This is a genomic window from Dietzia sp. Cai40 (assembly GCF_014145165.1).
GTDB classification, from domain to species: domain Bacteria; phylum Actinomycetota; class Actinomycetes; order Mycobacteriales; family Mycobacteriaceae; genus Dietzia; species Dietzia natronolimnaea.
The window spans coordinates 15,380-36,031 of record NZ_JAALEB010000074.1 but is presented as its reverse complement, the minus strand read 5'-3'; the positions used below and the strand labels follow the sequence as shown (position 1 = coordinate 36,031).

21 protein-coding genes and 1 other RNA gene are annotated in these 20,652 nt (G+C 70.4%); 17 read left to right on the top strand and 5 right to left on the bottom strand.

Features of this window, described 5'->3' with window-relative positions; genetic code table 11:
• Nucleotides 1-151 precede the first annotated feature (151 nt).
• The 5 genes from G6022_RS03735 to G6022_RS03715 all read left to right on the top strand — a co-directional run bounded on the left by G6022_RS03735 (nucleotide 152) and on the right by G6022_RS03715 (nucleotide 5,698).
• Nucleotides 152-907, top strand: coding sequence for an ABC transporter ATP-binding protein (locus tag G6022_RS03735; protein WP_182638668.1), 756 nt, complete (start codon nucleotides 152-154; stop codon nucleotides 905-907).
• The gene (locus tag G6022_RS03730) at nucleotides 904-1,545 is read left to right on the top strand and encodes an ABC transporter permease (protein ID WP_182638669.1); all 642 of its coding nucleotides are present in this window, start codon (nucleotides 904-906) and stop codon (nucleotides 1,543-1,545) included. The genes G6022_RS03735 and G6022_RS03730 overlap by 4 nt, the downstream gene beginning before the upstream one ends.
• Before the next feature lie 341 nt (nucleotides 1,546-1,886).
• Complete coding sequence (locus G6022_RS03725; protein ID WP_179524811.1) at nucleotides 1,887-3,353, top strand: aldehyde dehydrogenase; 1,467 nt, start codon at nucleotides 1,887-1,889, stop codon at nucleotides 3,351-3,353.
• 37 nt (nucleotides 3,354-3,390) lie between these two features.
• Entirely contained in the window at nucleotides 3,391-4,164 is a 774-nt protein-coding gene (locus G6022_RS03720) for an enoyl-CoA hydratase-related protein (RefSeq protein WP_304813358.1), read from the top strand.
• Nucleotides 4,165-4,561: 397 nt separating this feature from the next.
• Nucleotides 4,562-5,698 carry an FAD-dependent oxidoreductase gene (locus tag G6022_RS03715; protein WP_347237778.1) on the top strand — a complete coding sequence of 379 codons (1,137 nt, stop codon included), beginning with the start codon at nucleotides 4,562-4,564 and terminating at the stop codon, nucleotides 5,696-5,698.
• Between the two features lie 10 nt (nucleotides 5,699-5,708).
• On the opposite strand, the gene G6022_RS03710 is transcribed toward G6022_RS03715, so the two are convergent.
• Nucleotides 5,709-6,869, bottom strand: coding sequence for an acyl-CoA dehydrogenase family protein (locus tag G6022_RS03710; RefSeq protein ID WP_179524814.1), 1,161 nt, complete (start codon nucleotides 6,867-6,869; stop codon nucleotides 5,709-5,711).
• A gap of 157 nt (nucleotides 6,870-7,026) precedes the next feature.
• Here G6022_RS03710 and G6022_RS03705 point away from each other — a divergent pair, with 157 nt between their 5' ends.
• The 3 genes from G6022_RS03705 (at nucleotide 7,027) to G6022_RS03695 (ending at nucleotide 9,107) form a co-directional block, all read left to right on the top strand.
• A complete protein-coding gene (locus tag G6022_RS03705; RefSeq protein WP_179524815.1) occupies nucleotides 7,027-7,629 on the top strand; it encodes a TetR/AcrR family transcriptional regulator in 603 nt (200 codons plus the stop codon).
• 149 nt (nucleotides 7,630-7,778) lie between these two features.
• Nucleotides 7,779-8,489, top strand: a complete 711-nt coding sequence (locus G6022_RS03700) for a peptidase S1 (RefSeq protein ID WP_179524816.1) — start codon at nucleotides 7,779-7,781, stop codon at nucleotides 8,487-8,489.
• Nucleotides 8,490-8,576: 87 nt separating this feature from the next.
• Nucleotides 8,577-9,107 carry a hypothetical protein gene (locus G6022_RS03695; protein WP_182638671.1) on the top strand — a complete coding sequence of 177 codons (531 nt, stop codon included), beginning with the start codon at nucleotides 8,577-8,579 and terminating at the stop codon, nucleotides 9,105-9,107.
• Between the two features lie 18 nt (nucleotides 9,108-9,125).
• On the opposite strand, the gene G6022_RS03690 is transcribed toward G6022_RS03695, so the two are convergent.
• The 4 genes from G6022_RS03690 to G6022_RS03675 all read right to left on the bottom strand — a co-directional run bounded on the left by G6022_RS03690 (nucleotide 9,126) and on the right by G6022_RS03675 (nucleotide 13,342).
• Complete coding sequence (locus G6022_RS03690) at nucleotides 9,126-9,614, bottom strand: GAF domain-containing protein (RefSeq protein ID WP_179524818.1); 489 nt, start codon at nucleotides 9,612-9,614, stop codon at nucleotides 9,126-9,128.
• Between the two features lie 136 nt (nucleotides 9,615-9,750).
• On the bottom strand, nucleotides 9,751-10,956 hold the full coding sequence (locus G6022_RS03685) for an acyl-CoA dehydrogenase family protein (RefSeq protein ID WP_179524819.1): 1,206 nt from the start codon (nucleotides 10,954-10,956) through the stop codon (nucleotides 9,751-9,753).
• 49 nt (nucleotides 10,957-11,005) lie between these two features.
• Nucleotides 11,006-12,412, bottom strand: a complete 1,407-nt coding sequence (locus tag G6022_RS03680; RefSeq protein WP_179524820.1) for an acyl-CoA dehydrogenase family protein — start codon at nucleotides 12,410-12,412, stop codon at nucleotides 11,006-11,008.
• A gap of 120 nt (nucleotides 12,413-12,532) precedes the next feature.
• Nucleotides 12,533-13,342 carry an inositol monophosphatase gene (locus G6022_RS03675; RefSeq protein ID WP_182638672.1) on the bottom strand — a complete coding sequence of 270 codons (810 nt, stop codon included), beginning with the start codon at nucleotides 13,340-13,342 and terminating at the stop codon, nucleotides 12,533-12,535.
• 166 nt (nucleotides 13,343-13,508) lie between these two features.
• Between G6022_RS03675 and prfB the strand changes: the two genes are divergently transcribed.
• From prfB to G6022_RS03630, 9 genes are all read left to right on the top strand, one after another.
• Entirely contained in the window at nucleotides 13,509-14,618 is a 1,110-nt protein-coding gene (prfB, locus tag G6022_RS03670) for a peptide chain release factor 2 (RefSeq protein ID WP_179524822.1), read from the top strand.
• The gene (locus tag G6022_RS03665) at nucleotides 14,615-15,511 is read left to right on the top strand and encodes a mechanosensitive ion channel domain-containing protein (RefSeq protein ID WP_182609624.1); all 897 of its coding nucleotides are present in this window, start codon (nucleotides 14,615-14,617) and stop codon (nucleotides 15,509-15,511) included. The genes prfB and G6022_RS03665 overlap by 4 nt, the downstream gene beginning before the upstream one ends.
• A complete protein-coding gene (locus G6022_RS03660) occupies nucleotides 15,511-16,185 on the top strand; it encodes a hypothetical protein (RefSeq protein ID WP_182638673.1) in 675 nt (224 codons plus the stop codon). The genes G6022_RS03665 and G6022_RS03660 overlap by 1 nt, the downstream gene beginning before the upstream one ends.
• Nucleotides 16,186-16,238: 53 nt before the next feature.
• Complete coding sequence (gene ftsE, locus G6022_RS03655; RefSeq protein WP_179524825.1) at nucleotides 16,239-16,928, top strand: cell division ATP-binding protein FtsE; 690 nt, start codon at nucleotides 16,239-16,241, stop codon at nucleotides 16,926-16,928.
• Nucleotides 16,928-17,830 (top strand): permease-like cell division protein FtsX, encoded by a 903-nt coding sequence (ftsX, locus tag G6022_RS03650; protein ID WP_182640768.1) that lies wholly within the window; start codon nucleotides 16,928-16,930, stop codon nucleotides 17,828-17,830. Before ftsE ends, ftsX begins: the two co-directional genes overlap by 1 nt.
• A gap of 59 nt (nucleotides 17,831-17,889) precedes the next feature.
• Nucleotides 17,890-18,399, top strand: coding sequence for an SsrA-binding protein SmpB (gene smpB / locus G6022_RS03645; protein WP_179524827.1), 510 nt, complete (start codon nucleotides 17,890-17,892; stop codon nucleotides 18,397-18,399).
• Entirely contained in the window at nucleotides 18,396-19,244 is an 849-nt protein-coding gene (locus tag G6022_RS03640) for a DMT family transporter (protein WP_182638675.1), read from the top strand. The genes smpB and G6022_RS03640 overlap by 4 nt, the downstream gene beginning before the upstream one ends.
• A gap of 83 nt (nucleotides 19,245-19,327) precedes the next feature.
• Nucleotides 19,328-19,701, top strand: a transfer-messenger RNA (tmRNA) gene (gene ssrA, locus G6022_RS03635).
• A gap of 166 nt (nucleotides 19,702-19,867) precedes the next feature.
• The gene (locus tag G6022_RS03630) at nucleotides 19,868-20,611 is read left to right on the top strand and encodes a thioredoxin domain-containing protein (RefSeq protein WP_179524829.1); all 744 of its coding nucleotides are present in this window, start codon (nucleotides 19,868-19,870) and stop codon (nucleotides 20,609-20,611) included.
• Nucleotides 20,612-20,652 lie beyond the last annotated feature (41 nt).

Here is a 20,652-nt window from a genome sequence, read left to right as displayed (position 1 = left end):
GCGGGGCGAGCCGTGACCCCGCCCGCCGCCCGCATCGCCGCGGCCGCCGTCGTGGCCGCCCTCAACGCGTCGCTCCTCGAGTGGGCGGTCGGCACCGACCCGGACCTCGACAGCGCCCTGGAGCACGTGTTCCGGGTCCTGGAGGGCCGCGATGACTGAGCCAGCGATCCGCGCTGAGCGGGTGACCCGGTGCTTCCGCGACGGCGCGGGGATCCATGACGTCGACCTCACCGTGGGGGAGGGGGAGATCGTCGCGCTCGTCGGTCTGAACGGAGCGGGCAAGACGACTCTGTTGCGTGTCCTGCTCGGGATGCTGCGTGCGGATGCGGGCCGGGTACTGCTGCGCGGTCGAGTGCTGGCCGGCGACTCGCCTCCCGCCGCGGAGTGGGCCAGGGTCGGCCAGTTCGTCGACGGAGCGCCCGGATACCCGGAGTTGACCGTGGGCCAGAACCTGGTGTCGAGCGCGAGGCTACGGGGTGTGGGTGACCCCGGCGCGATCGTCGACTCAGCGATGCGCACGTTCGCCCTGGAGCCGTACGCCGACCGTCGCCTGCGGGTGCTGTCGCTCGGTAACCGGCAGCGGGTCGGGCTCGCCGCGGCCCTGCAGCACTCCCCGTCCGTCGTGGTGCTCGATGAACCGGGCAACGCACTCGACCCCCGGGGCGTCATCCTCCTCCGGGAACACCTCGTCGGACTCGCGGGCGCGGGGGCCGGCGTCCTCGTGAGCAGTCATCACCTCGACGAGGTCGCCCGCATCGCCGACCGCATCGTCGTGATGAACGGCGGGCGCGTCATCGGGGAGCTCCCGCCCGGAGGGTCGGAGCTAGAGAGGGCCTTCTTCGAGGCCGTCCGACTCGACGACGAGTCCGCGCAGGACGCCACGTCCGAGGGCGGGGGCCCGCGGTGAGTCCGGCCCTGTCGACCGAGGCGGTCAAGCTGCGGTCCTCGCTGGTGGGGATCGTCGCCACGACCGCGATCGTCGGGGGGATCGCCGTGCTGTCGGGTGCGATGCTGCTCGCGGTGACCTCCGGGCAGCCCGACCTCGTGGCGAAGCTCGGCCCCGGCGCCACCGCCGACTGGGCCGGTCTGCTCTTCTCGGCGGCGCAGATCACCGGCGCCGGGGGCCTCCTCGGCTACGGCATCGTGCTGGCCTGGATCTTCGGGCGCGAGTTCTCCGATGCGACGGTGAGCGCGTTGTTCGCCCTGCCTGTCGGGCGGGGGTCCATCGCTGCGGCCAAGATCGCCGTGTTCGCGCTGTGGAGCGTGGGGACGGCGCTCGCCCTGGCCGGCGCGCTCGTTGTCGTCGGACTGGTCGGGGGGCTCGGAGCGCCGACGTCCGAGGTCTGGGCCGGCCTCGCGCGTCAGACCGCGCTCGGGGTGTTGACGAGTGCGATCGTCACTCCCGTCGCCTGGGTCACGACCGTGACGCGATCGACGCTCGCGGGGGTCGCGGCGACGATAGCGATCGTCATCGTGGCGCAGGTCGGCGTCCTCGTCGGCGCCGGCGATGGATGCCGTTCGCCGCCCCGACGCTGTGGGCGATGAGCGGCGGCAGCGGGGTGTCGCCGCTGCAGCTCGCCCTGGTCGGGGTGATCCCGCTGGTCTCCACCGCGCTCACGGTCGCGACATGGCGGAGGCTCCAGCTCGACCGCTGAGGGGCGCTGCTGAGGGGCGATGCCGAGGGGTGAGACCGAGCGACTCGACGCCGGGGAGCCCGAGGGACTCCGACGCCGGGGACCCCACGATCCCCCGGGGGCCGGCACACCAACCTGGAACGCGTTCTCGAAAACGCATCCCGAGCGCATCGGGGGTCCTACAGTAGACAGGTGTCTGTTCGCGCGTCCGTTGCGACAGGATCCCATCCAGTGACACCCAGGAGACCGCCCATGACCACCTCCCTCGACCGCGACGCCTTTCTGATCGGCACCGAGTGGCGCTCTCCCGCGACGGACAGCGTCATCGAGGTGATCAGTCCCCACACCGAGGAGATGGTCGCCCGCGTCCCGGAGGGCTCGGTCGCCGACATGGACGCCGCCGTGGCCGCGGCGCGGGAGGCGTTCGACTCGGGTCCGTGGCCGCGGATGAGTCCCCAGGAGCGGATCGAGGTGGTCGCCCGTCTCTCGGCCCTCTACGCCGCACGGCTGGACGACATGGCGACCCTGATCTCCACCGAGATGGGGTCACCGATCTCGTTCAGCAAGCTGGCCCAGGCCCCCGCCCCGTGGATGCAGATCGAGGCGTTCGTCAACATCGCCCGCGAGTTCCCGTGGGAGGAGACCCGGCCGGGCGTGCTCGGCGGGGAGGTGCTGGTCCGCCACGAGCCGGTGGGCGTGGTCGCGGCGATCCCGCCGTGGAACGTCCCCCAGTTCACCGTGCTGTCCAAGCTGATCCCGGCGCTGCTCACCGGCTGCACGATCGTGATCAAGCCGGCCCCCGAGACCCCGCTCGACACCTACCTGCTGGGTGAGCTGCTGATCGAGGCCGGGGTGCCGGCGGGCGTGGTGAGCATCGTGGCCGGCGGCCGCGAGGTGGGGGAGCACCTGGTGCGTCACCCCGGGGTCGACAAGGTGGCCTTCACCGGGTCCACCGCGGCGGGCCGGAAGATCGGGGCGATCTGCGGCGAGCAGCTCAAGCGGTGTTCGCTGGAGCTCGGGGGCAAGTCCGCGGCGATCGTGCTGGACGACGCCGACCTGGCGAGTGTGGTCGAGGGGATCAAATTCCTGGGCGTCATGAACTCGGGGCAGGCGTGCGTGGCGCAGACCCGGATCCTGGTGAGCCGGGAGCGGCACGACGAGGTCGCCCGGGCACTGGCCGAGGGGATCGGGTCGATGGTCGTCGGTGACCCGCTGGATCCCGCCACGGAGATCGGGCCGATGGTGGCGCAGAGGCAGCAGGAGCGCGTGTCCTCCTACATCGAGCTCGGGCAGCAGGAAGGCGCCCAGCTCCTCACCGGCGGGACCGGCCGCCCGGACGGTCTGGACACCGGCTGGTACGTCCAGCCGACCGTGTTCGCCGGGGTCGACAACTCCATGCGGATCGCCCAGGAGGAGATCTTCGGGCCGGTCCTGTCGGTGATCGCGTACGACGACGTCGACGACGCCGTCCGCATCGCCAACGACTCGGAGTACGGACTGGCGGGCACGGTGTGGACGGCGGACCGGGAGGCGGGGCTGGGCGTGGCCCGCCGGGTCCGCACCGGGACCTACGGGGTCAACACGTACACGATGGACTTCTCGGCCCCGTTCGGCGGTTTCAAGGCATCGGGGGTCGGCCGCGAGTTCGGCCCCGAGGGCCTGGCGCAGTACACCGAGGTCAAGTCCGTCTACCTCGACGCGCCCGCGGCCGGCGCCTGATCTCGCCGTGGCCGGGGAGGGGACATCGCCGCTACAGGTGCGGGACGCCGACCGGGTCCGCACACTGACGCTCGCGCGACCGGAGGCGCTCAACGCGTTCGACGAGGGGCTGTACGACGCGCTCACCGTCGCGCTGCACGAGGCGTCGGCCGATCCGACGGTGGCGGTGGTGCTGCTCACCGGGCAGGGCCGGGCGTTCAGTGCCGGGACCGACCTGGTCGAGATGGCCGAGCGGGTCACCAATCCCGACTTCGTCCCCGGTGAGCACGGGTTCATCGGCCTGATCGACGCCCTGGCCGCGTTCGACAAGCCCCTGGTCCTGGCGATCAACGGGCTCGGCCTCGGGATCGGCACGACCGTGATCGGGTTCGCCGATCTTGCCTTCATGGCCGACGACGCCCGCCTCAAGTGCCCCTTCACCAGCCTCGGGGTGGCGCCGGAGGCCGCCTCGAGCTACCTGCTCCCTCGGCTCGTGGGTCGTCAGAACGCCGCCTGGGTGTTGCTGTCCTCCGAGTGGATCAGCGCCGCCGAGGCCCACGAGATGGGCCTGGTGTGGCGTCTGTGTCCTGCAGAGGAGCTACTCACGGTGGCCACCGAGCACGCCACGCGCCTGGCGAGGCTGCCGATCTCGAGTCTGCGGGCGGTCAAGCGGACGATGGTCGAGCCGCTGGCCCGCCAGATCGCCGAGGCGCGTGAACGCGAGAACCAGTGCTTCGCCGAACTCATGGGCGGGCCCGCGAACTCCGAGGCCCTGGCCGCGTTCGCCGAGGGACGGCCCGCGGACTTCACCGCGCTCCCCGACGGGGCGTGATCAGTTCGCGGCCCTGAACCGCCCCGGCCGCGCGCGGGACCGGGTTAGAGTCGGGGCGTCCCTCCGGCTCCGTGGACCTTGGAATGCGGGTGAGTCGGGCGTATCAACGCATACCGCCACCGTGCCGTTCGATATGAGCGAGGCGTCACTCCAGTCAGTCATCCCCTGATGGAGGCGTCATGTGCACCAAGATTCCATACCCTAATCGTTGGCAGGCGTATCGAGCCGTTGAGAAGCTCCGTGAGAAGGGGCAGCAGGCTCGATCAATCCATCCTTGTTTTGAGAACCACAAGGGCCACTGGCACGTGACAAGCATGCGTGGTCGCAACTGGTAGAGATGGCGGTCGATAAGTAATCCGTCGCCGTTCCGAGTCACGGGACCCGAATGAACTGGAGGGTGCCGTTGTCCGTCCGGTGGCGAACCGACTCGCGATCGGTCGACGTGGTGGTGATCGGTGCGGGGCAGGCCGGACTGTCCGCCGGGTACCACCTGCAGCGCCGGGGCTTCGTCCCCGCCGACCGGTCCACCGCCGGCGATCGGACCTACGTCATGCTCGACGGCGAGGACGGCCCCGGCGGGGCGTGGCGGCACCGGTGGGAGTCGCTCACCATGAGCACCGTCAACGGGATCTTCGGGCTCCCGGGCGTCCCGGTGCCCGAGGTGGATCCCGCACTGCCCAGCCGGGAGGTGTTGCCCGCCTACTTCGCCGACTACGAGGAGCGGTTCTCGCTGGGGGTCAGGCGACCGGTGTGGGTACGGCAGGTGCGCCGCACCCCGGACCGGCGGGACGGCACGGGAGACGGCCGCCTCGTCGTCGTCACCACCCGGTCCGACGGGGCCGGTGACGACGACGAGGTGTGGCACGCGCGGTACGTCATCAACGCCACGGGGACGTGGACGCGACCCTTCTGGCCGCACTACCCCGGCCGCGAGAGCTTCCGCGGGCGCCACGTCCACGTCCACGACTACGTCCGGGCCGAGGAGTTCGCCGGGCAGCGCGTGGTGGTCGTGGGCTCGGGGATCTCGGCGACCCAGCTGCTCGAGGAGATCTCGCGCGTGGCCGACACCTTCTGGGTGACCCGACGGGAGATCGAGTGGGCCACGGGACCGCCCCCGGAGAACTTCTCGGCCGCCATCTCCGCGGTCGCCGAGCGCACGGCCATGGGGCTGGCGCCGGAGAGCGTGATCCGGGTGACCGGCATGTACCGCACCCCGTGGATCGATCGCGCGGAGGCCCGCGGGGCGCTCGTCCGACACCCGATGTTCACCCGGATCGAGCCCGACGGGGTGCGGATGCCGGACGGGACGCTCGAACCCGCCGACGCGATCCTGTGGGCCACCGGGTTCCGGCCCGCCGTCTCCCACCTGGCGCCGCTCGGTCTGCGCACCCCGGCCGGGGGGATCCGTGTGGTCGACGGACGGGCGCTCGACGAGCCGCGGCTGTTCCTGATCGGCTACGGCCCGTCCCAGTCGACCGTGGGGGCCAACCGGGCGGGCCGTGACGCCGTCCGTGCGATCACGACCGAAATCTGAAGAGCCGTGATCAGAGCGTCCGGGAGATCAGTTCTTTCATGATCTCGTTGGTCCCGCCGTAGATCTTCTGCACGCGGGCGGAGGCGTACATCCGCGCGATCGGGTACTCGGTCATGAAGCCGTAGCCGCCGAAGACCTGCAGGCAGCGGTCGATGATCTCGCACTGCTTGTCGGTGCAGAAGTACTTGGCCATGGACGCCGTGGCCGGGTCCAGCTTGCCCTCCAGGTGCAGGGTGATGCAGTGGTCCAGGAGGGTGCGCGCGGCCAGGGCCTCGGTCTTGCACTCGGCCAGCTCGAAGCGGAGGTTCTGGAACTTCAGGATGGGCTTGCCGAACGCCTCGCGCTCCTTGGCGTAGTCGATCGCGAGCCGGACCGCGGTCTCGGCCGCCGCCACGGCGGTGACGGCGATGATGAGCCGCTCCTGGGGCAACTGCTGCATGAGCTGGATGAAGCCCTGGCCCTCACCCTCCTCGCCGCCGAGGATGTTGGCGGCGGGGATCCGCATGTCGTCGAAGAACAGCTCCATCGTGTCCTGGTACTTCAGACCGATCTTGTCGAGCTTGCGACCGCGGTCGAAACCCGGCAGGTCGGTGGTCTCGGCGAGGAGCAGGGACAACCCCTGGGCGCCCTCGCCGCCGGTGCGGGCCACGATGATCAGCAGGTCGCAGTGCATGCCGTTCGAGATGAACGTCTTGGCGCCGTTGACCACCAGGTCGTCGCCGTCCCGGACCGCCGTGGTGCGCAGCGCCTGGAGGTCGGACCCCGCTCCGGGCTCGGTCATGGCGATCGCCCCCACCATCTCGCCGGTGGCGAGCTTGGGCAGGAAGCGGGTCTTCTGCTCCTCCGTTCCGTACTGGAGCAGGTAGTGGGCCACGATCGTGCTGTGGACCGAGTTGCCCCAGCCGTCGTCGAGCGCGCGGGTCTGCTCCTCGGCGATGACCGTCTCGTGCGCGAACGTGCCCCCGCCGCCGCCGTACTCCTCGGGGATGGAGATGCACAGCAGGCCCGCATCGCCGGCCTTGTTCCAGAACCCGCGGTCCACGGCGCCCTCGGCGGCCCACCGCTCGAGGTTCGGCGCGGTCTCCTTGTCCAGGAACGCACGCGTGTGGGCGCGGAGGGCGTCCAGGTCGTCGGTCATCCACGGGGAGCGGTAGGGGGCGGTCTCGAACACGGGGAGTCTCCAGGGGTCGGTCGCGTGGGCCCGGGCGGCCCCGCTCGACCACCACAATACGAGTGCATGCTTTGCTATGCAATCGTATTGTCGCGGTATCGTCTCAGGCATCGACCGAACGCAGACGCCGTTCGAGGGCGGGGAAGGGGTGGGGCGCATGGCCGGAACCACTGCCGACCGGGGCGTGGCCGCGGACGGGGACCTCACGGCGCGGGCGCGGATCCGCTACGCCGCACTGGCCCTGTACGCCGAGTACGGCGAGGACAGGGTCTCGATGCGCCGGGTGGCCGCCGAGGTCGGGGTGACGATCGGACTGATCCAGCACCACTTCGGCACCAAGGACGGCCTGCGCCGCGCCGTGGACGATCTCGTGGTGGAGCGGGTGGTCGGGGCGTTGTCGACGGTGGAGCACACCGGGACGGCCGCGGAGGTGGTGGAGGCCCGGAACGTCGCCGTCCGCGAGATGCTCCGGCAGAACCCGCAGCTCGTGAGCTACCTCAACCGGGCCCTGCTGGAGCCCGACGGCCGCGGGGCCCCGCTGCTGGAGGCGATCGTCGACCTCACCACCAGGGAGGTCGAGGGGCTGCGGCGCGGGGGTCTCGCCTCCACGCGGACCTCGGACAAAGTACAGGTGGTCCGGACGCTCGTCGACCAGGTGGGGGAGTTGTTCCTCCGGCCCGTGGTCGAGGCCATCTGGGCGCATATCGGTGGCGACCCGGGCGAGTGCCCCTCGATCAGGATCACGGTCGAGGGGCACTGAGGTCGAGGGGAGCTCAGGTCGACCGGGCACGTCAGACCGCCGGGCCGCCGCGAGGGGCGGCCCGCGCCCGTCGTGCAGTCGGAGCCCGCGCCCGTTAGGCTGTGAGCGCGTATACCCGGGCAGTCTGCCGGGGTGGGAAGGACACGCTCATGAGGTTCACCGGTCTGGCCAGGCTCGCAGTGACCGCCGTGATGGCCGGTGCGACCGCCCTCGCGGCCCCCGCCGCGGCCCAGGCCGCGATCCCGGTCTCCGGGGGCACCCCCGTGCTGGTCAACGGCGTTGCCGGGTGCACCCTCACCGCGGCGGGTTACGACGCCGCCGGCACGCCCGTCGCCTTCACCGCCGCCCACTGCAGCGATCGGATCAACGCCCCGGTCATCCTCCGGGGCGACCCGGGAGCCGGTGTCATCGGCACCGTCGCGACGCGCAACGAGATCCTCGACTACTCGGTGATCCGCCTCAACCCGGGCGTCGTTGTGCCCGTGCGCCAACCCGGGGTCACCGGACGCGGTCCCGCCCCGGAATTCGGCGACGTGGTCTGCAAGGACGGGATGTCCACCGGGCATACCTGCGGCATCACGTGGCAGCGCGACGGCAACGAGTTCTGGAGCCATGCGTGTGCTGGCTACGGGGACTCCGGCGGGCCCGTGACCCGCGACGGCCGCCTCGTGGGGTTGCTGTCCGGCGGACACATGCCGCCGGCCGCGGGATCGGTCGGAAGCATCGGCGCTCTCCTGCCGTCCTGCCTCCACCCCGTGCAGTCACCCGTGTTCCTCCCGGCGCTGGCGTACTCGTTCGACGCGATCGTGGCCGACGCCACCGACCGGAACTGGCCCGGACGCGGCTTCCGGATGGCCTGACCGGCGGCCGGACCGGCCGCCCGAAACCGGTGTGGATCACCGGCCCGCCTGGTACGACTGGGGTCACCCCGGACGAGAGGTGCCCCAATGACCCACACCGACACCCCTGTTCCCCCCGAGCGACGCGACCGGGCGAGCCGCGGAGTGTTCATGATCCTCGCGCTGGTCGTCGTGGTGGTCGTCGTCGGCGTCCTGGTGTTCTTGTTCACGGGTAACGCCGAGGAGTCCGCGCAGCCCGCTGCGGAGGACCCCCAGACGGCGCTCGCCGACGCCATCACGGCGGAGGTGGAGGACGCCGGCGTCGAGTTCGAACCGGGACTCGTGGCCGTGGACTTCCCGATCCGGCAGGGGCCCACCCCGTCCTCCGCCGTGGAGAGTGCGCAGGGCGATTCGATCGCCGTGCTCCGGGCCGTTCAGGGGTCCGACTGGTCGGGGACGGTGGAGATCACCGCGTTCACCGCGCCCGGGGACCAGCCGGAGGAACAGAACGGTCAGGAGATGGTGCGGATGGTGTACCTACCCGAGACGGTCGATCGGCTCGACCCCGACGGTATCGGACGCGAGGACGTGTGGGCCGAGGCGGACGAGCAGTTCGTGGATCCGGCTCTGACCGGGTAGCACGTAGTTCGACGCCCCTCATCGCCTCCACAGCTCTTCGGTCTCGGCCGCACCCGCCTCCGACCGGATGCGCTGCCAGTTGCGGCCACCCCGGGCGAACGTGGCCCGCACGGCGGCGGGGACGATCGACCGGTCTGTCGGCTCCGATCGCCACCGGCAGTCCCGGACGTGGACCAGGTCCACCTCGTGCGCCTCGTCCGAGTCGTCGTAGCGCCACGGCCCCCCGAGACGCCCGAGCCAGTAGTTGCCGTCGACGTCCCGGGTCCACACATATGCACCGTCGGGCACCCGGGCGAACCGTTCGAGGCGGCGGGCCAGCCTGTCGTCGTGCTGCGCCGCGGCGGCGTCGACCGCCTCTGCGAGCGATGAGGGTGGCGGCCCCGCCAGGCGGCCGCCCATGCCGCAGAGCCCGACGCGCAGGCCCCGCTCGACACCCACCCCGTCCGCCACGGCGTCGTCCCTCGACCGCATCGGGGCCCGGAACAGGGGAACGTCGTCAGCCGCCATCGGAACTGCTCCTCTCGGGGCACCGGCTCGGGTGGGACGGGTGCGGGACGGGCGAGCCCCGCGAACGAGGAACGCCTCCGCGGATCAATGATCCACGGAGGCGTCCGTCGTTCTCAACCGCGCATACGGCCGCGGCTCACTTCAGTTCGGCGCTCGACAGGTCGAGGATGCGCCGCGCGATCACCAGCTGCTGGATCTGCTGGGTGCCCTCGAAGATGTCGAGGATCTTGGAGTCGCGCGACCACTTCTCCAGGAAGCTGCGCTCGGAGTAGCCGTAGCTGCCGGCCAGCTCGACCGCGCCCAGGGTGACGGCGGAGCCGGTGCGCCCGGCCTTGGCCTTGCACATCGACGCCTCCTTGGTGTTGGGCATCTTGTTGTCGGCCATCCACGCGGCGCGGAGCGTGAGCAGGTACGCGGACTCCCAGTCCGCCTCGAGCTCGAGGTACTTGGCCACCGCGGCCGGCTGGCTGGTGGCGGGCCGGTCGTAGTCGATCTCGAGTCCGGCCTCCTCGAGCAGGGTGCGGATCTCCTCCAGCGCGGCGCGGGCGACACCGACGGCCATGCCGGCCACCAGCGGCCGGGTGTTGTCGAAGGTCTGCATGGCGCCGGCGAAGCCCTTGTCCACGCGGACCTCCGGGTCGCCCAGGAGGTTCTCCTTGGGGATCCGGCAGTTGTCGAAGGTGATCTGCGCGGTATCCGAGGCGCGGATGCCGAGCTTGTGCTCGAGCCGGTCCACGGAGACACCGGGGTGCTCGCGGGGGACCACGAACGATTTGATGGCCGCGCGGCCCTTGGTCTTGTCCAGCGTCGCCCAGACCACGATGTGGTCGGCGCGGGCGCCGGAGGTCACGTAGATCTTGGTGCCGTTGATCACGTACTCGTCGCCCTCGAGGCGGGCGGTGGTCGACACGGCGGCCGAGTCGGACCCGAACTCGGGCTCGGTGATGGCCATGGAGGCCCACACCCGCCCGAACTTCTCCATCTGCTCCTCGCTGGCCACTGCGGCGATCGCGGAGTTGCCCAGACCCTGGCGGGGGATCGAGAGGGTGAGGCCCACGTCGCCCCAGCACGTCTCGATGATGTTGAGCAGCGACTTCATGTTGCCGCCGTTGGAGACGCCTTCGCGACGCGGTGCGCCGCCCGAGCCCATGGTGGCACCGGAGGCGGCCTGACCGGCGTCCTCCATGGCCTCCATCATGGCCTTGAGCGTGTCGAGCTCGACGGGGTACTCGTGCTCCGCGAGGTCGTACTTGCGGGAGACGGGACGGAAGATCTGCGTGGCGACCTGGCGGGCCTGGTTGGCGCCCGCCTCGAGCCGCTTGGGGAGTTCGAGATTGATCATCGTCAGTGGTCCTTCGTGCTGGTGGGGCGGGAGGCGAGGTGGGCGGTGCTCACAGGACCACCACGCCCTCGGCCACACCCACGGCGCGCAGGTCGCGGTACCAGCGCTCGACGGGGTGCTCCTTGGTGAAGCCGTGTCCACCGAGCAGCTGGACGCCGTCGAGGCCGATCCTCATTCCCTTGTCCGCGGCGATCTTGCGGGCGAGGGCCGCTTCGCGTGCGAAGGGCAGACCCTGTTCGGCGCGCGACGCGCCGCGCCAGGTCACCAGGCGCATGCCGTCGAGCTCGGTGGCCATGTCGGCGACGGCGAAGGCGACCGCCTGGCGGTGCGCGACGGGTTCGCCGAAGGCCTGGCGCTCCTTGACGTACGGGGTCACGTAGTCGAGGACCGCGTGCGAGGTGCCCACCGCGAGCGAGGCCCAGCCCAGTCGCGACAGACGGATCACGTCGGCATAGGTCCCGGCCCGCTCCTCCGGGGAGGCGTCGGGGCCACCGAGGACCGCGTCGGCCGGGAGGGAGACGTCGGTGAGGACGATCCGCCCCAGACCCGCGGCGCGCAGGCCCATGGACGGGTCCGCCTCCACCACGAGTCCGTCGGTGTCGGACTCGACCACGAAGAGGGTCGGGAACCCGTCGAGAGAGGCGGCGACGACGAAGAGCTCGGCGCTCCCGGCGGTGGGCACCATCGACTTGACGCCGTTGAGCGTGAACCCACCCGGCCCGCGGGTGGCGGTGGTCTTGAGCTCGAACGGATCGAAGAGCGGACGGGGCTCGGCCACCACGACGGCGGCCGCCGGGACCTGCTCGGAGGCGAAGGCCGGCAGATAGGACTTCTGCTGGGCGTCCGACCCGAACTGGGTCAGGGTGGTCGCGACGCCGGAGGGCGCCAGGATCGGCAGGGCCAGACCCATGTCGCCGTAGGCCAACGCCTCGGCGACCAGCGAGTTGGTCACCACGCCGCGCTCGGAGGCGATGCCCTCGAACTCCTCGGGCACGTTGAGCATGGTGGCGCCGATCTCGGCGGACCGGGTCAGCAGCGACGCGGGGGCCTCGGCGGCGTGGTCCGCGTCGTGAGCGGCCGGTCGGACGACCTCGGCGGCGAAGTCCCGGACTGTCTCGACGATCATCTGCTGGTCGTCGTCCAGGGTGAGGTCGAACAGGTCGGGCCTCGCCTCGGAGTCGGCGTCGGGCAGACGCTTGGGCGCGCCGGATCCGGAGACCTTCTTGAACGACTTGGTGGCGGCGCCGAGGGTCTTGAAGCCGGTCTTGGTGGCCTCGTAGGTGACCCGGTCGACCTTCTGGCGCAGATTGAAGCGCTCGGCGAACTCCGACCCGGTGATCGTCGTGAGCGCGCGCATCGCGGCTCCGATCGCGTCGATCCTCGTGGGGTTCTTACCCGGGGTGGAGGCCTCCGCGCGTCCGGTCGTGGACGGGGACGTGGGGTTCTTGCTCATCATCACCAGCTGTTCTCGTGACGGACGGTGGACGGTGCTGTCGGGGACATCTTACTTCGGAGTAAGTTCCGAACGCCAGACTTTGCCCTCAAGTCGTCCCAGCCCCTGGTGAGAGCCTCGGGCTCAGCCCCGGAGGAGCGCCACGGCCTGCTCGACGGCCCCCGGACGGCCCGCCACGAACCAGTCGTAGCCGTTCACCTCGACGGTCGCGCAGAGCCCACCCGCGCCCTCGACCAGGGCCCGTCCGGGGAGCCAGTCCCACTCCGGGCACGAGTGCTGACACCACACCGAGTGGACGCCGCAGGCGACCGACGCCAGGTCGACGGAGCCCGATCCGAGCATCCGGATCGTCGCCGCACCTCGGCTGACCCGGTGGAAGGGGTCGGCGAGGTCGGGGTCGGCGAAGAACGGCGGGTGGAGATAGGTGGCCAGACTGCCGGCGGCGAGGTCGCCGGGGGTGAGTCGGGTCACGGGGACGCCGTTCCGACGGGTGGGTACGTCCGAACCCCCGACGAAGGTGTCCCCGGTGACGGGCCGGTGGACGGCCCCGAGCAGGTAGTCGTCCGGCCCGGTGACGGCCACGGCCGAACACCAGTAGTCCGAGCCGCTGACGAAGTTGTAGGTCCCGTCGACCGGGTCGACGACCCACCTGCGTTCGTGACGACCGGGGACCAGGGTGCCCTCCTCGCCGAGGACCCCGTCGTCAGGGCGGTGGCGGGACAGGAGGGCGGTGATCTGGCGCTCGGCGGCCCGGTCGGCCTCGGTGACCACGTCGGAGACCGAGGTCTTGTGGCGGACGTCCAGGCCGTCCTCGCGCAGACGTCGAGCCAGGGACCCGGCGTCGACGACGAGTCTGGCGGCCAGGTCCGCGTCGGTCATCGGCGCGACGGCCTCGTCGGACGGAGGGCGCAGGTGGCGGGTCTCAGGGGACATCGGTTTCCTCCGCTGGGCCGCAGTGGCCCGCTGACCTCGGGCGGTAGCGGGTCCGTCGCCCGCGACGCTACCCCCGTGAGTCGACGACGGGGTGTGCGCCGGACCGCGGGAGGGTGGCGGGTGGGGAAACGCGGGGCGGACGCCCGGCCGCGTAGAGTTGGATCCCGTGCACCCCGACGTTTCCGCCGACATCGCAGCCCTCGACGCCACCATGACCACGGTCGAGAAGGTCCTCGACATCGAGGAGCTCGCCCGCCGTGTCGACGAGCTGGAGCAGATGGCCGCCGACCCCGACCTGTGGAACGACCAGGACCGGGCGCAGAAGGTCACCAGCGAGCTCTCCTACATCCAGGCCGACCTGCGCAGGTGTCGCGAGCTGCGCCAACGCATCGAGGACCTCCCGCTGATGTACGAGCTGGCGGAGGAGGAGGGGGACGGAGCCGTCGAGGACGCGGACGCCGAGCGCCTCCAGCTGCGTGAGGACGTCGAGGCCATCGAGGTCAAGACGATGCTCAGCGGCGAGTACGACCAGCGTGAGGCCGTGGTCAACATCCGTGCCGGTGCCGGCGGTGTCGACGCCGCGGACTTCGCCGAGATGCTCATGCGCATGTATGTGCGGTGGGCGGAGAAGGCCGGCCACAAGGTCGAGGTGTACGACACCTCGTACGCGGAGGAGGCGGGCATCAAGTCGGCGACCTTCGTCGTCCATGACCCGTACATGTACGGCACACTCTCCGTCGAGCAGGGGACCCACCGACTCGTCCGCATCAGCCCGTTCGACAACCAGGGCAGGCGGCAGACCTCGTTCGCCGAGGTCGAGGTGCTGCCGGTGGTGGAGACGACCGACTCGATCGAGGTCAACGAGAACGAGGTGCGCGTCGACGTCTACCGCTCGTCCGGCCCCGGCGGGCAGTCCGTCAACACGACCGACTCGGCGGTCCGCCTCACCCACGTCCCCACCGGGATCGTGGTGACGTGTCAGAACGAGAAGTCGCAGTTGCAGAACAAGGTCGCGGCCATGAAGGTCCTGCAGGCCAAGCTGCTCGCACGCAAGCAACAGGAGGAGCGGGCCGCCATGGACGCGCTCGGTTCGGGCGGCAACGCCTCCTGGGGTAACCAGATGCGGTCGTACGTCCTGCACCCGTACCAGATGGTCAAGGACCTGCGGACGGAGTTCGAGGTCAACAACCCGTCGGCGGTCCTGGACGGCGACCTGGACGGGTTCATCGAGGCGGGCATCCGGTGGCGGATGCGGGAGGGGGCCGACGCGGAGTGAGGTTCCAGACTGACTTCAATCCCATCCTGAACTGGCTCAGCAACAACGGCCTCGAGGTCGTCCTCCTCGTGCTGGGCGCCGCCCTGATGACGCGGGTGATCGCCAAGATCGCGCGGATGTGGACCGGTCGGATCGACGCCAAACACACCGACGAGGATTTCTGGTCGGAGGAGTCCAAGCACCTCCACTCGCTGATCCAGGTGATCTCGTACGTCGCCGTGGGCGTGCTGTACATCCTGTTCGGAATCCAGATCCTCCTGCGCTTCGGCGTCAACCTGGTCGCACTCGTCGCCCCGGCCACCGTGCTCGGTGCGGCGCTGGGCTTCGGTGCCCAGAAGATCGTCCAGGACTTCCTGGCCGGGTTCTTCGTCCTGGCCGAGCGTCAATACGGCTACGGCGACATCGTGGAGCTCACCACTGCGACGGGCGTCACCGCGGGAACCGTCGAGGACGTCACCCTGCGCATCACCCGCCTGCGGACCCTCGACGGCGAGGCGGTGATCGTCCCCAACGGCCAGATCGTCACCGCGATCAACCAGTCGCAGGACTGGGCGCGTGCGATCATCGACGTCCCGGTGCCCAACAACGCCGACATGGACAAGGCCAACGAGGTGCTCGCACAGGTCTGTCGCGAGATCACCGACGACGAGCGGGTGGGCCAGTACGTCCTGGACGAACCCACCGTGATGGGTGTGCAGTCGATCCGGCTTGAGCAGACCGTGATCCGGTTGCTGGCCCGGACCAAGCCCGGCATGCAGTGGGAGGTGGGCCGACGGATGCGCGCGGTCATCCTGCGCCGGTTCCGCGCGGAGGGGATCGTTCTGGAGCCCGAGGCCCTGGCCGCGATCCGGGCGGGCATGCTCCGACCGCAGACCGGAGAGGGGAGCGCGTGATGGCCGAGCGCCGAGACGACGACACGACAGCCGACGACCACACGCCCGACGACCACACACCTGAGGGCACGACCTCCGACGCGGTCTCGTCCGGCGAGCTCGGCCCGGAGGCCGAGGACAGCGCGCGGACCGAGGCGGCGACCACGCGTGAGCCCCTGATCAGCGGCGATCCGTTGGGTCTCGGGGGGACCACTGATCCCGATGCGCCGTCCCGTCGGCCGCGACCGAAGATCGTGTCCCTGCTCGGGGAGTTCTTCAGGATGTCGCGGACCACCGCGATCCTGCTGGTGGCGTTCGTCCTGTTCGCGATGCTCTATTCGCTGGTCAAGGACCAGCCGGTCGCCAGTTTCGGTACCCCACCGCCCCAGACGGACACCGCCGAGACCGAACCGCCCGCGCCGGCCGAGGGGACGACACCCGTCGAGGAGTCGCCGACCCCGGGGACCACGGTCGACCAGACGACGGTTCCGACCGCCACTCCGCAGACGTCCCCGCCGGTCACCGGAACGACGCCGCCGCCGGGACGCCAGACCCCGACGTCCCCCACGGGAGCGACCGGGCAGCAGGCGCCGCCGCAGCAGACACCGCAGGAGCAGTCGCCGCAGGAGCAGTCGCCGCAGGGAGAGGATTCCGGCGACGCCGGGGCCGGTGGGAATCCCGTGACCACGGGCTGACACCGACGGGTCCTTTGCCTGCCGTGTGACTGGAGTAGCGCTACGCTACTCGAGTGATCAGTGCTTCCCATGTGACCAAGTCGTACGCGTCCTCGACGCGTCCGGCTCTGTCCGACGTGACCGTCGAGATCGCCGAGGGCGAGTTCGCCTTCCTCATCGGCGCCTCCGGGTCGGGAAAGTCGACCTTCCTGCGCCTGTTGCTCCGCGAGGACCGGCCCGACTCCGGGACCCTGGTCGTCGCCGGCCACGACCTCACCAGGATGAAGGCCTCGTCCGTGCCGTCGCTGCGTCGCTCGCTCGGCTGCGTCTTCCAGGATTTCCGTCTGCTGCCGGGTAAGACCGTGGCCGAGAACGTGGCGTTCGCGCTGCAGGTGATCGGTAAGTCCCGCCGGACGATCGACAAGGTCGTCCCCGAGACGCTCGAGATGGTGGGTCTGGGTCGTGAGGCCGGTCGCCGACCGCACGAGCTCTCCGGCGGCGAACAACAGCGGGTGGCGATCGCGAGGGCGTTCGTCAACCGACCGAGGCTGTTGCTCGCCGACGAGCCGACCGGCAACCTCGACCCCGAGACCAGCGAGGACATCATGCTGCTGCTCGACCGGATCAACCGGACCGGGACCACGGTCCTCATGGCCACGCACGACCGACACATCGTCGACCGCTCGCGACGCCGCGTGGTGGAGTTGGTCGACGGAAGGGTCGTCCGCGACGACTCCCGCGGCACCTACGGGGTGGGGCGCTGATGGCCGCGCGGTTCATCGCGTCCGAGGTCGCACAGGGCCTGCGCCGCAACCTGTCGATGACGCTGGCCATGATCATCACCACCGCCGTCGCGTTGGCGATGCTCGGCGCCGGGGTGCTGGTGGTCATGACCGCCTCGGCCAGCCAGGTCAAGTACGACTACCTCAACGAGTTCCGTGTCTACGTGGACCGGGCCATCTCCCTCGAGGACCCCGACTGCACCTCGGCGTGCGGTGAGATCCGGGACGAGTTGGAGGCCACGGCCGGCGTGGCCTCGGTGGAGTACAAGAACCCGCAGGAGACGTACGAGGAGTTCGTCGAGCTCTTCGCCTCCACCGACCCCGTCCTGGTGGAGTCGACCTCCCCGGACGCCCTGGGGTCGCGATTCACGCTCACCCTCGACGACCCCACCCGCGCGGAATCCGTGGCCGAGGACCTGGAGGGTGTCGCGGGGATCGAGGTCGTGCAGGGACAGGGGGAGCTGGTCGAGCGCGTCTTCTCCGTCCTGGACGGCATCCGGAACGCCGCGTTCGCCGTCGCGGTGGTCCAGCTCCTGGCCACCGTCCTGCTCATCGCCAACATGACGCAGATCGCGGCCTTCACCCGCCGGACCGCGCTGGGGATCATGCGACTGGTGGGCGCGAGCCGCTGGTACACCGAGCTGCCGTTCGTGGTGGAAGCCGTGCTGGCGTCGGTGGTCGGTTCGCTGCTCGCGGTCGGCGGGCTGCTGGGGGCCAAGGTCGTCTTCCTCGACAGGGTGCTGGCCGAGGCGTACCGGGCGAACCTGGTGGAACGGATCACCACCGTCGACATCCTGCTGCTGGCCCCGGTCCTCGTGGTGGCGGGCGCGGTGGTGTCCGCGCTCACGGCATGGGCCACGCTGCGGATCACGGTTCGGCGGTGATCCCGTACTGATCTAGAGTGGGGGATCTGCCCGACGGACGGACGAGGAGGTGAACCGGCGTGGCCAAGAAGAACAAGAAGAAGGGCGCGTCGACCCTCGGCCGTGACGGCAGCGTGGTCGCGAGCAACCGCAAGGCCCGGCACGAGTACTCCATCCTCGACACCCACGAGGCGGGGATCGCGCTGTTGGGTACGGAGATCAAGAGCATGCGCGAGGGCCAGGCGTCGTTGGTCGACGCGTTCGCGACGATCGACGACGGCGAGGTGTGGCTCCGCGGGCTCCACATCCCCGAGTACTCCCACGGGAACTGGACCAACCACGCGCCCAAGCGCGCCCGCAAACTGTTGCTGCACCGTCGCGAGATCGATTCGCTCGTCGGCAAGGTGCGGGACGGCAACGCCACGCTGGTCCCGCTGTCCCTCTACTTCGTGAACGGGCGGGTCAAGGTCGAACTGGCCGTCGCCCGGGGTAAGCAGGCCCACGACAAACGGCACGACATCGCCAAGCGGACCGCCGAGCGCGAAGCCGTTCGCGAACTCGGCAGGAGGATCAAGGGCATGCACGCATGATGCCGGTCGCGCTGGCGTCGACCTCGGCGGTGGCGTACGGCATCAGCGACTACCTCGGCGGGGTCGCGTCCCGGCGGGCCCGTGCACTGAGGGTCGTCAGCGTGTCGTACCCGCTGTCGATCGTGCTGGTCGGGGCGGCGGCGGTGGTGTCCGGGGGGTCACCGACCCTGGTCGGGTTGGCCTGGGGGCTGACTTCGGGCCTCCTGTCAGGTCTCGCGGTGTGGTCGTTCTACGTCGCGCTCTCGCGCGGGCCGATGAGCGTGATCTCGCCGATCACGGCGGTTCTGGCCGCGTCGGTGCCGCTCGCGTTCGGGTTGGTGGCGGGGGAGCGGCCCGGGGCGGCAGCCCTGGTCGGGATGTCGGTGGCGCTCGTCGCCACGGTCCTCGTCTCACTGGAGAGCGACGAGGGTTCGTCGATCGGACACGGTCGCCTCACCTGGCCGTTGATGGCGCTCACGGTGATCTCGGGGCTGGCGTTCGCGGGCTTCTTCGTCCTGCTGGCACAGGTCCCGGCGGGTGAGGGGCTGTGGCCGGTCGCGGCGTCGCGGGTGGGCGCCACCGGGGTCGTCCTGGCGGCGGCGTTCGCCGCCCGCGAGTCGTTCAGGTTCTCCCGGCGCCTCATCGCCATCGGCCTGGTGATCGCCGTGTTCGACGCGGTCGCCAACGGAGCCTTCTACTTCGCCTCCCAGGCGGGCATGCTCTCGCTGGTGAGCGTGATCGCCGCGCTCTACCCCGCCTTCACGGTGGCGCTGGCCATCACGCACGGAGGGGAGCGCCTTCGCGCGGTCCAGATCGCGGGGCTCGCACTGGCGGGGGTGGCGATCGCACTGCTCGCGCTGGGCTGAGGTGGAGACGGAGCTCACCCTGGCGGTGGGGCCCCGGTCGGGGTAGGGTCAGTGGTCCGTCGATGAGAGTCGGCGGACCTGACGGGGCTGATGTGGTTTCGACTACGTGAGTTGACGCAGGGGAAGCGTGCCGGTGCAGGCCAGAGACCACCGTAAGCGTCGTGGCAACCAATTACGCGCCGATACCAATCAGCGCGACTACGCCCTCGCTGCCTGACAGTGAGCCCGTAGTCTGTCGGCCCGGGGTCGCCCTCGCCCCGGTCACCGGCATCATCTAGAGGGATCACCGGCTCACCCGGTCACGGGGTGGGTCGGGACATCCAACAGTGACTGGGATCGTCATCGCCGACATGTCCGCATGAGGGCGAGATCCGAGTAGAGGCCAACGCGGACTGCGCACGGAGAAGCCCTGCCGATGCTGCGGAGGACCCGGGTTCAATTCCCGGCAGCTCCACCATCGGGCCGAGCCCCCGGTCGATCACCGACCGGGGGCTCGGTGCATTTCGGCCTCGCCACCTGCCCTCACCTGAAAGAGGACTCAGGCGGTTTCGGTACCCTCTCGGTAGTCGCCAGTCGCTCGGAAAGGGCCGACGGTTTCCCAGGAGAGAAAGGCCCACCCACACGTGAACGCCAAGTCCGCAGGTAACAAGAGCACGAAGGTCCTGAAGACCAAGAAGAACAACGGGATGCTGATCACGGTTGCGGCCCTGATCGCCGTCGCCGTCCTGGTCCTCGGCGGCGTCGTGTGGATGGCCCAGCGGGGAGGCGAGGCCAACCCGATCACGTTCGGTGAGACGGCCGACGAGCTGATCGAGATCTCGGACACGGGTGTGATCGCGGTGGGGGAGGAGACCGCCCCGACCGTCCAGATCTGGGAGGACTTCATGTGCCCGGCGTGTGCCTCCTTCGAGGGGCAGAACGGTGAGCGGATCGCCTCCGCCGTGGAGGCCGGTGACCTGCGCGTGGAGTTCCACACCCTCAACTTCCTCAACCGCCAGTCGGCGTCGGGCGAGTACTCCACGCGGGCCATCGCCGCCGTCCAGTGCGTCGCGGCCAAGGATTCGCTGCCGGCCTTCTTCGACGTCAAGAACGCCTTCTTCGCCCAGCAGCCCGCCGAGGGCGGTGGCGACCGTTCCGCGAGGGAGTTGGCCGCCACCGCCGAGGCGGCCGGCGCGAACGCGGACTCGGTGGAGTGCATCGGCAACGTGGAGACCAACGGCGGGATGGAGAAGGCCTCGGACACCGCCGACAACTCGCAGGACAGTATCCGAGAGGTGACCGACCGCGTCTCCACCCCCACGGTCGCCTACGAGGGTGAGGTCGTGGAGATCGCCGATCCGGCCTGGCTGGACAACATCCTCGCCTGACCCCGGTCCGCACCGATCGGTACCGGCCCCGCCCGTCCAGG

What these genes read in the sequence shown, in the direction of transcription:
- G6022_RS03735 (WP_182638668.1), top strand. Translation starts at nt 152, where the DNA reads ATGACTGAGCCAGCGATCCGCGCTGAGCGGGTGACCCGGTGCTTCCGC.
- G6022_RS03675 (WP_182638672.1), bottom strand. Translation starts at nt 13,342, where the DNA reads ATGTCCCCTGAGACCCGCCACCTGCGCCCTCCGTCCGACGAGGCCGTC.
- G6022_RS03705 (WP_179524815.1), top strand. Translation starts at nt 7,027, where the DNA reads ATGGCCGGAACCACTGCCGACCGGGGCGTGGCCGCGGACGGGGACCTC.
- G6022_RS03640 (WP_182638675.1), top strand. Translation starts at nt 18,396, where the DNA reads ATGATGCCGGTCGCGCTGGCGTCGACCTCGGCGGTGGCGTACGGCATC.
- G6022_RS03725 (WP_179524811.1), top strand. Translation starts at nt 1,887, where the DNA reads ATGACCACCTCCCTCGACCGCGACGCCTTTCTGATCGGCACCGAGTGG.
- G6022_RS03700 (WP_179524816.1), top strand. Translation starts at nt 7,779, where the DNA reads ATGAGGTTCACCGGTCTGGCCAGGCTCGCAGTGACCGCCGTGATGGCC.
- G6022_RS03695 (WP_182638671.1), top strand. Translation starts at nt 8,577, where the DNA reads ATGACCCACACCGACACCCCTGTTCCCCCCGAGCGACGCGACCGGGCG.
- ftsX (WP_182640768.1), top strand. Translation starts at nt 16,928, where the DNA reads ATGGCCGCGCGGTTCATCGCGTCCGAGGTCGCACAGGGCCTGCGCCGC.
- G6022_RS03690 (WP_179524818.1), bottom strand. Translation starts at nt 9,614, where the DNA reads ATGGCGGCTGACGACGTTCCCCTGTTCCGGGCCCCGATGCGGTCGAGG.
- G6022_RS03685 (WP_179524819.1), bottom strand. Translation starts at nt 10,956, where the DNA reads ATGATCAATCTCGAACTCCCCAAGCGGCTCGAGGCGGGCGCCAACCAG.
- G6022_RS03680 (WP_179524820.1), bottom strand. Translation starts at nt 12,412, where the DNA reads ATGATGAGCAAGAACCCCACGTCCCCGTCCACGACCGGACGCGCGGAG.
- G6022_RS03660 (WP_182638673.1), top strand. Translation starts at nt 15,511, where the DNA reads ATGGCCGAGCGCCGAGACGACGACACGACAGCCGACGACCACACGCCC.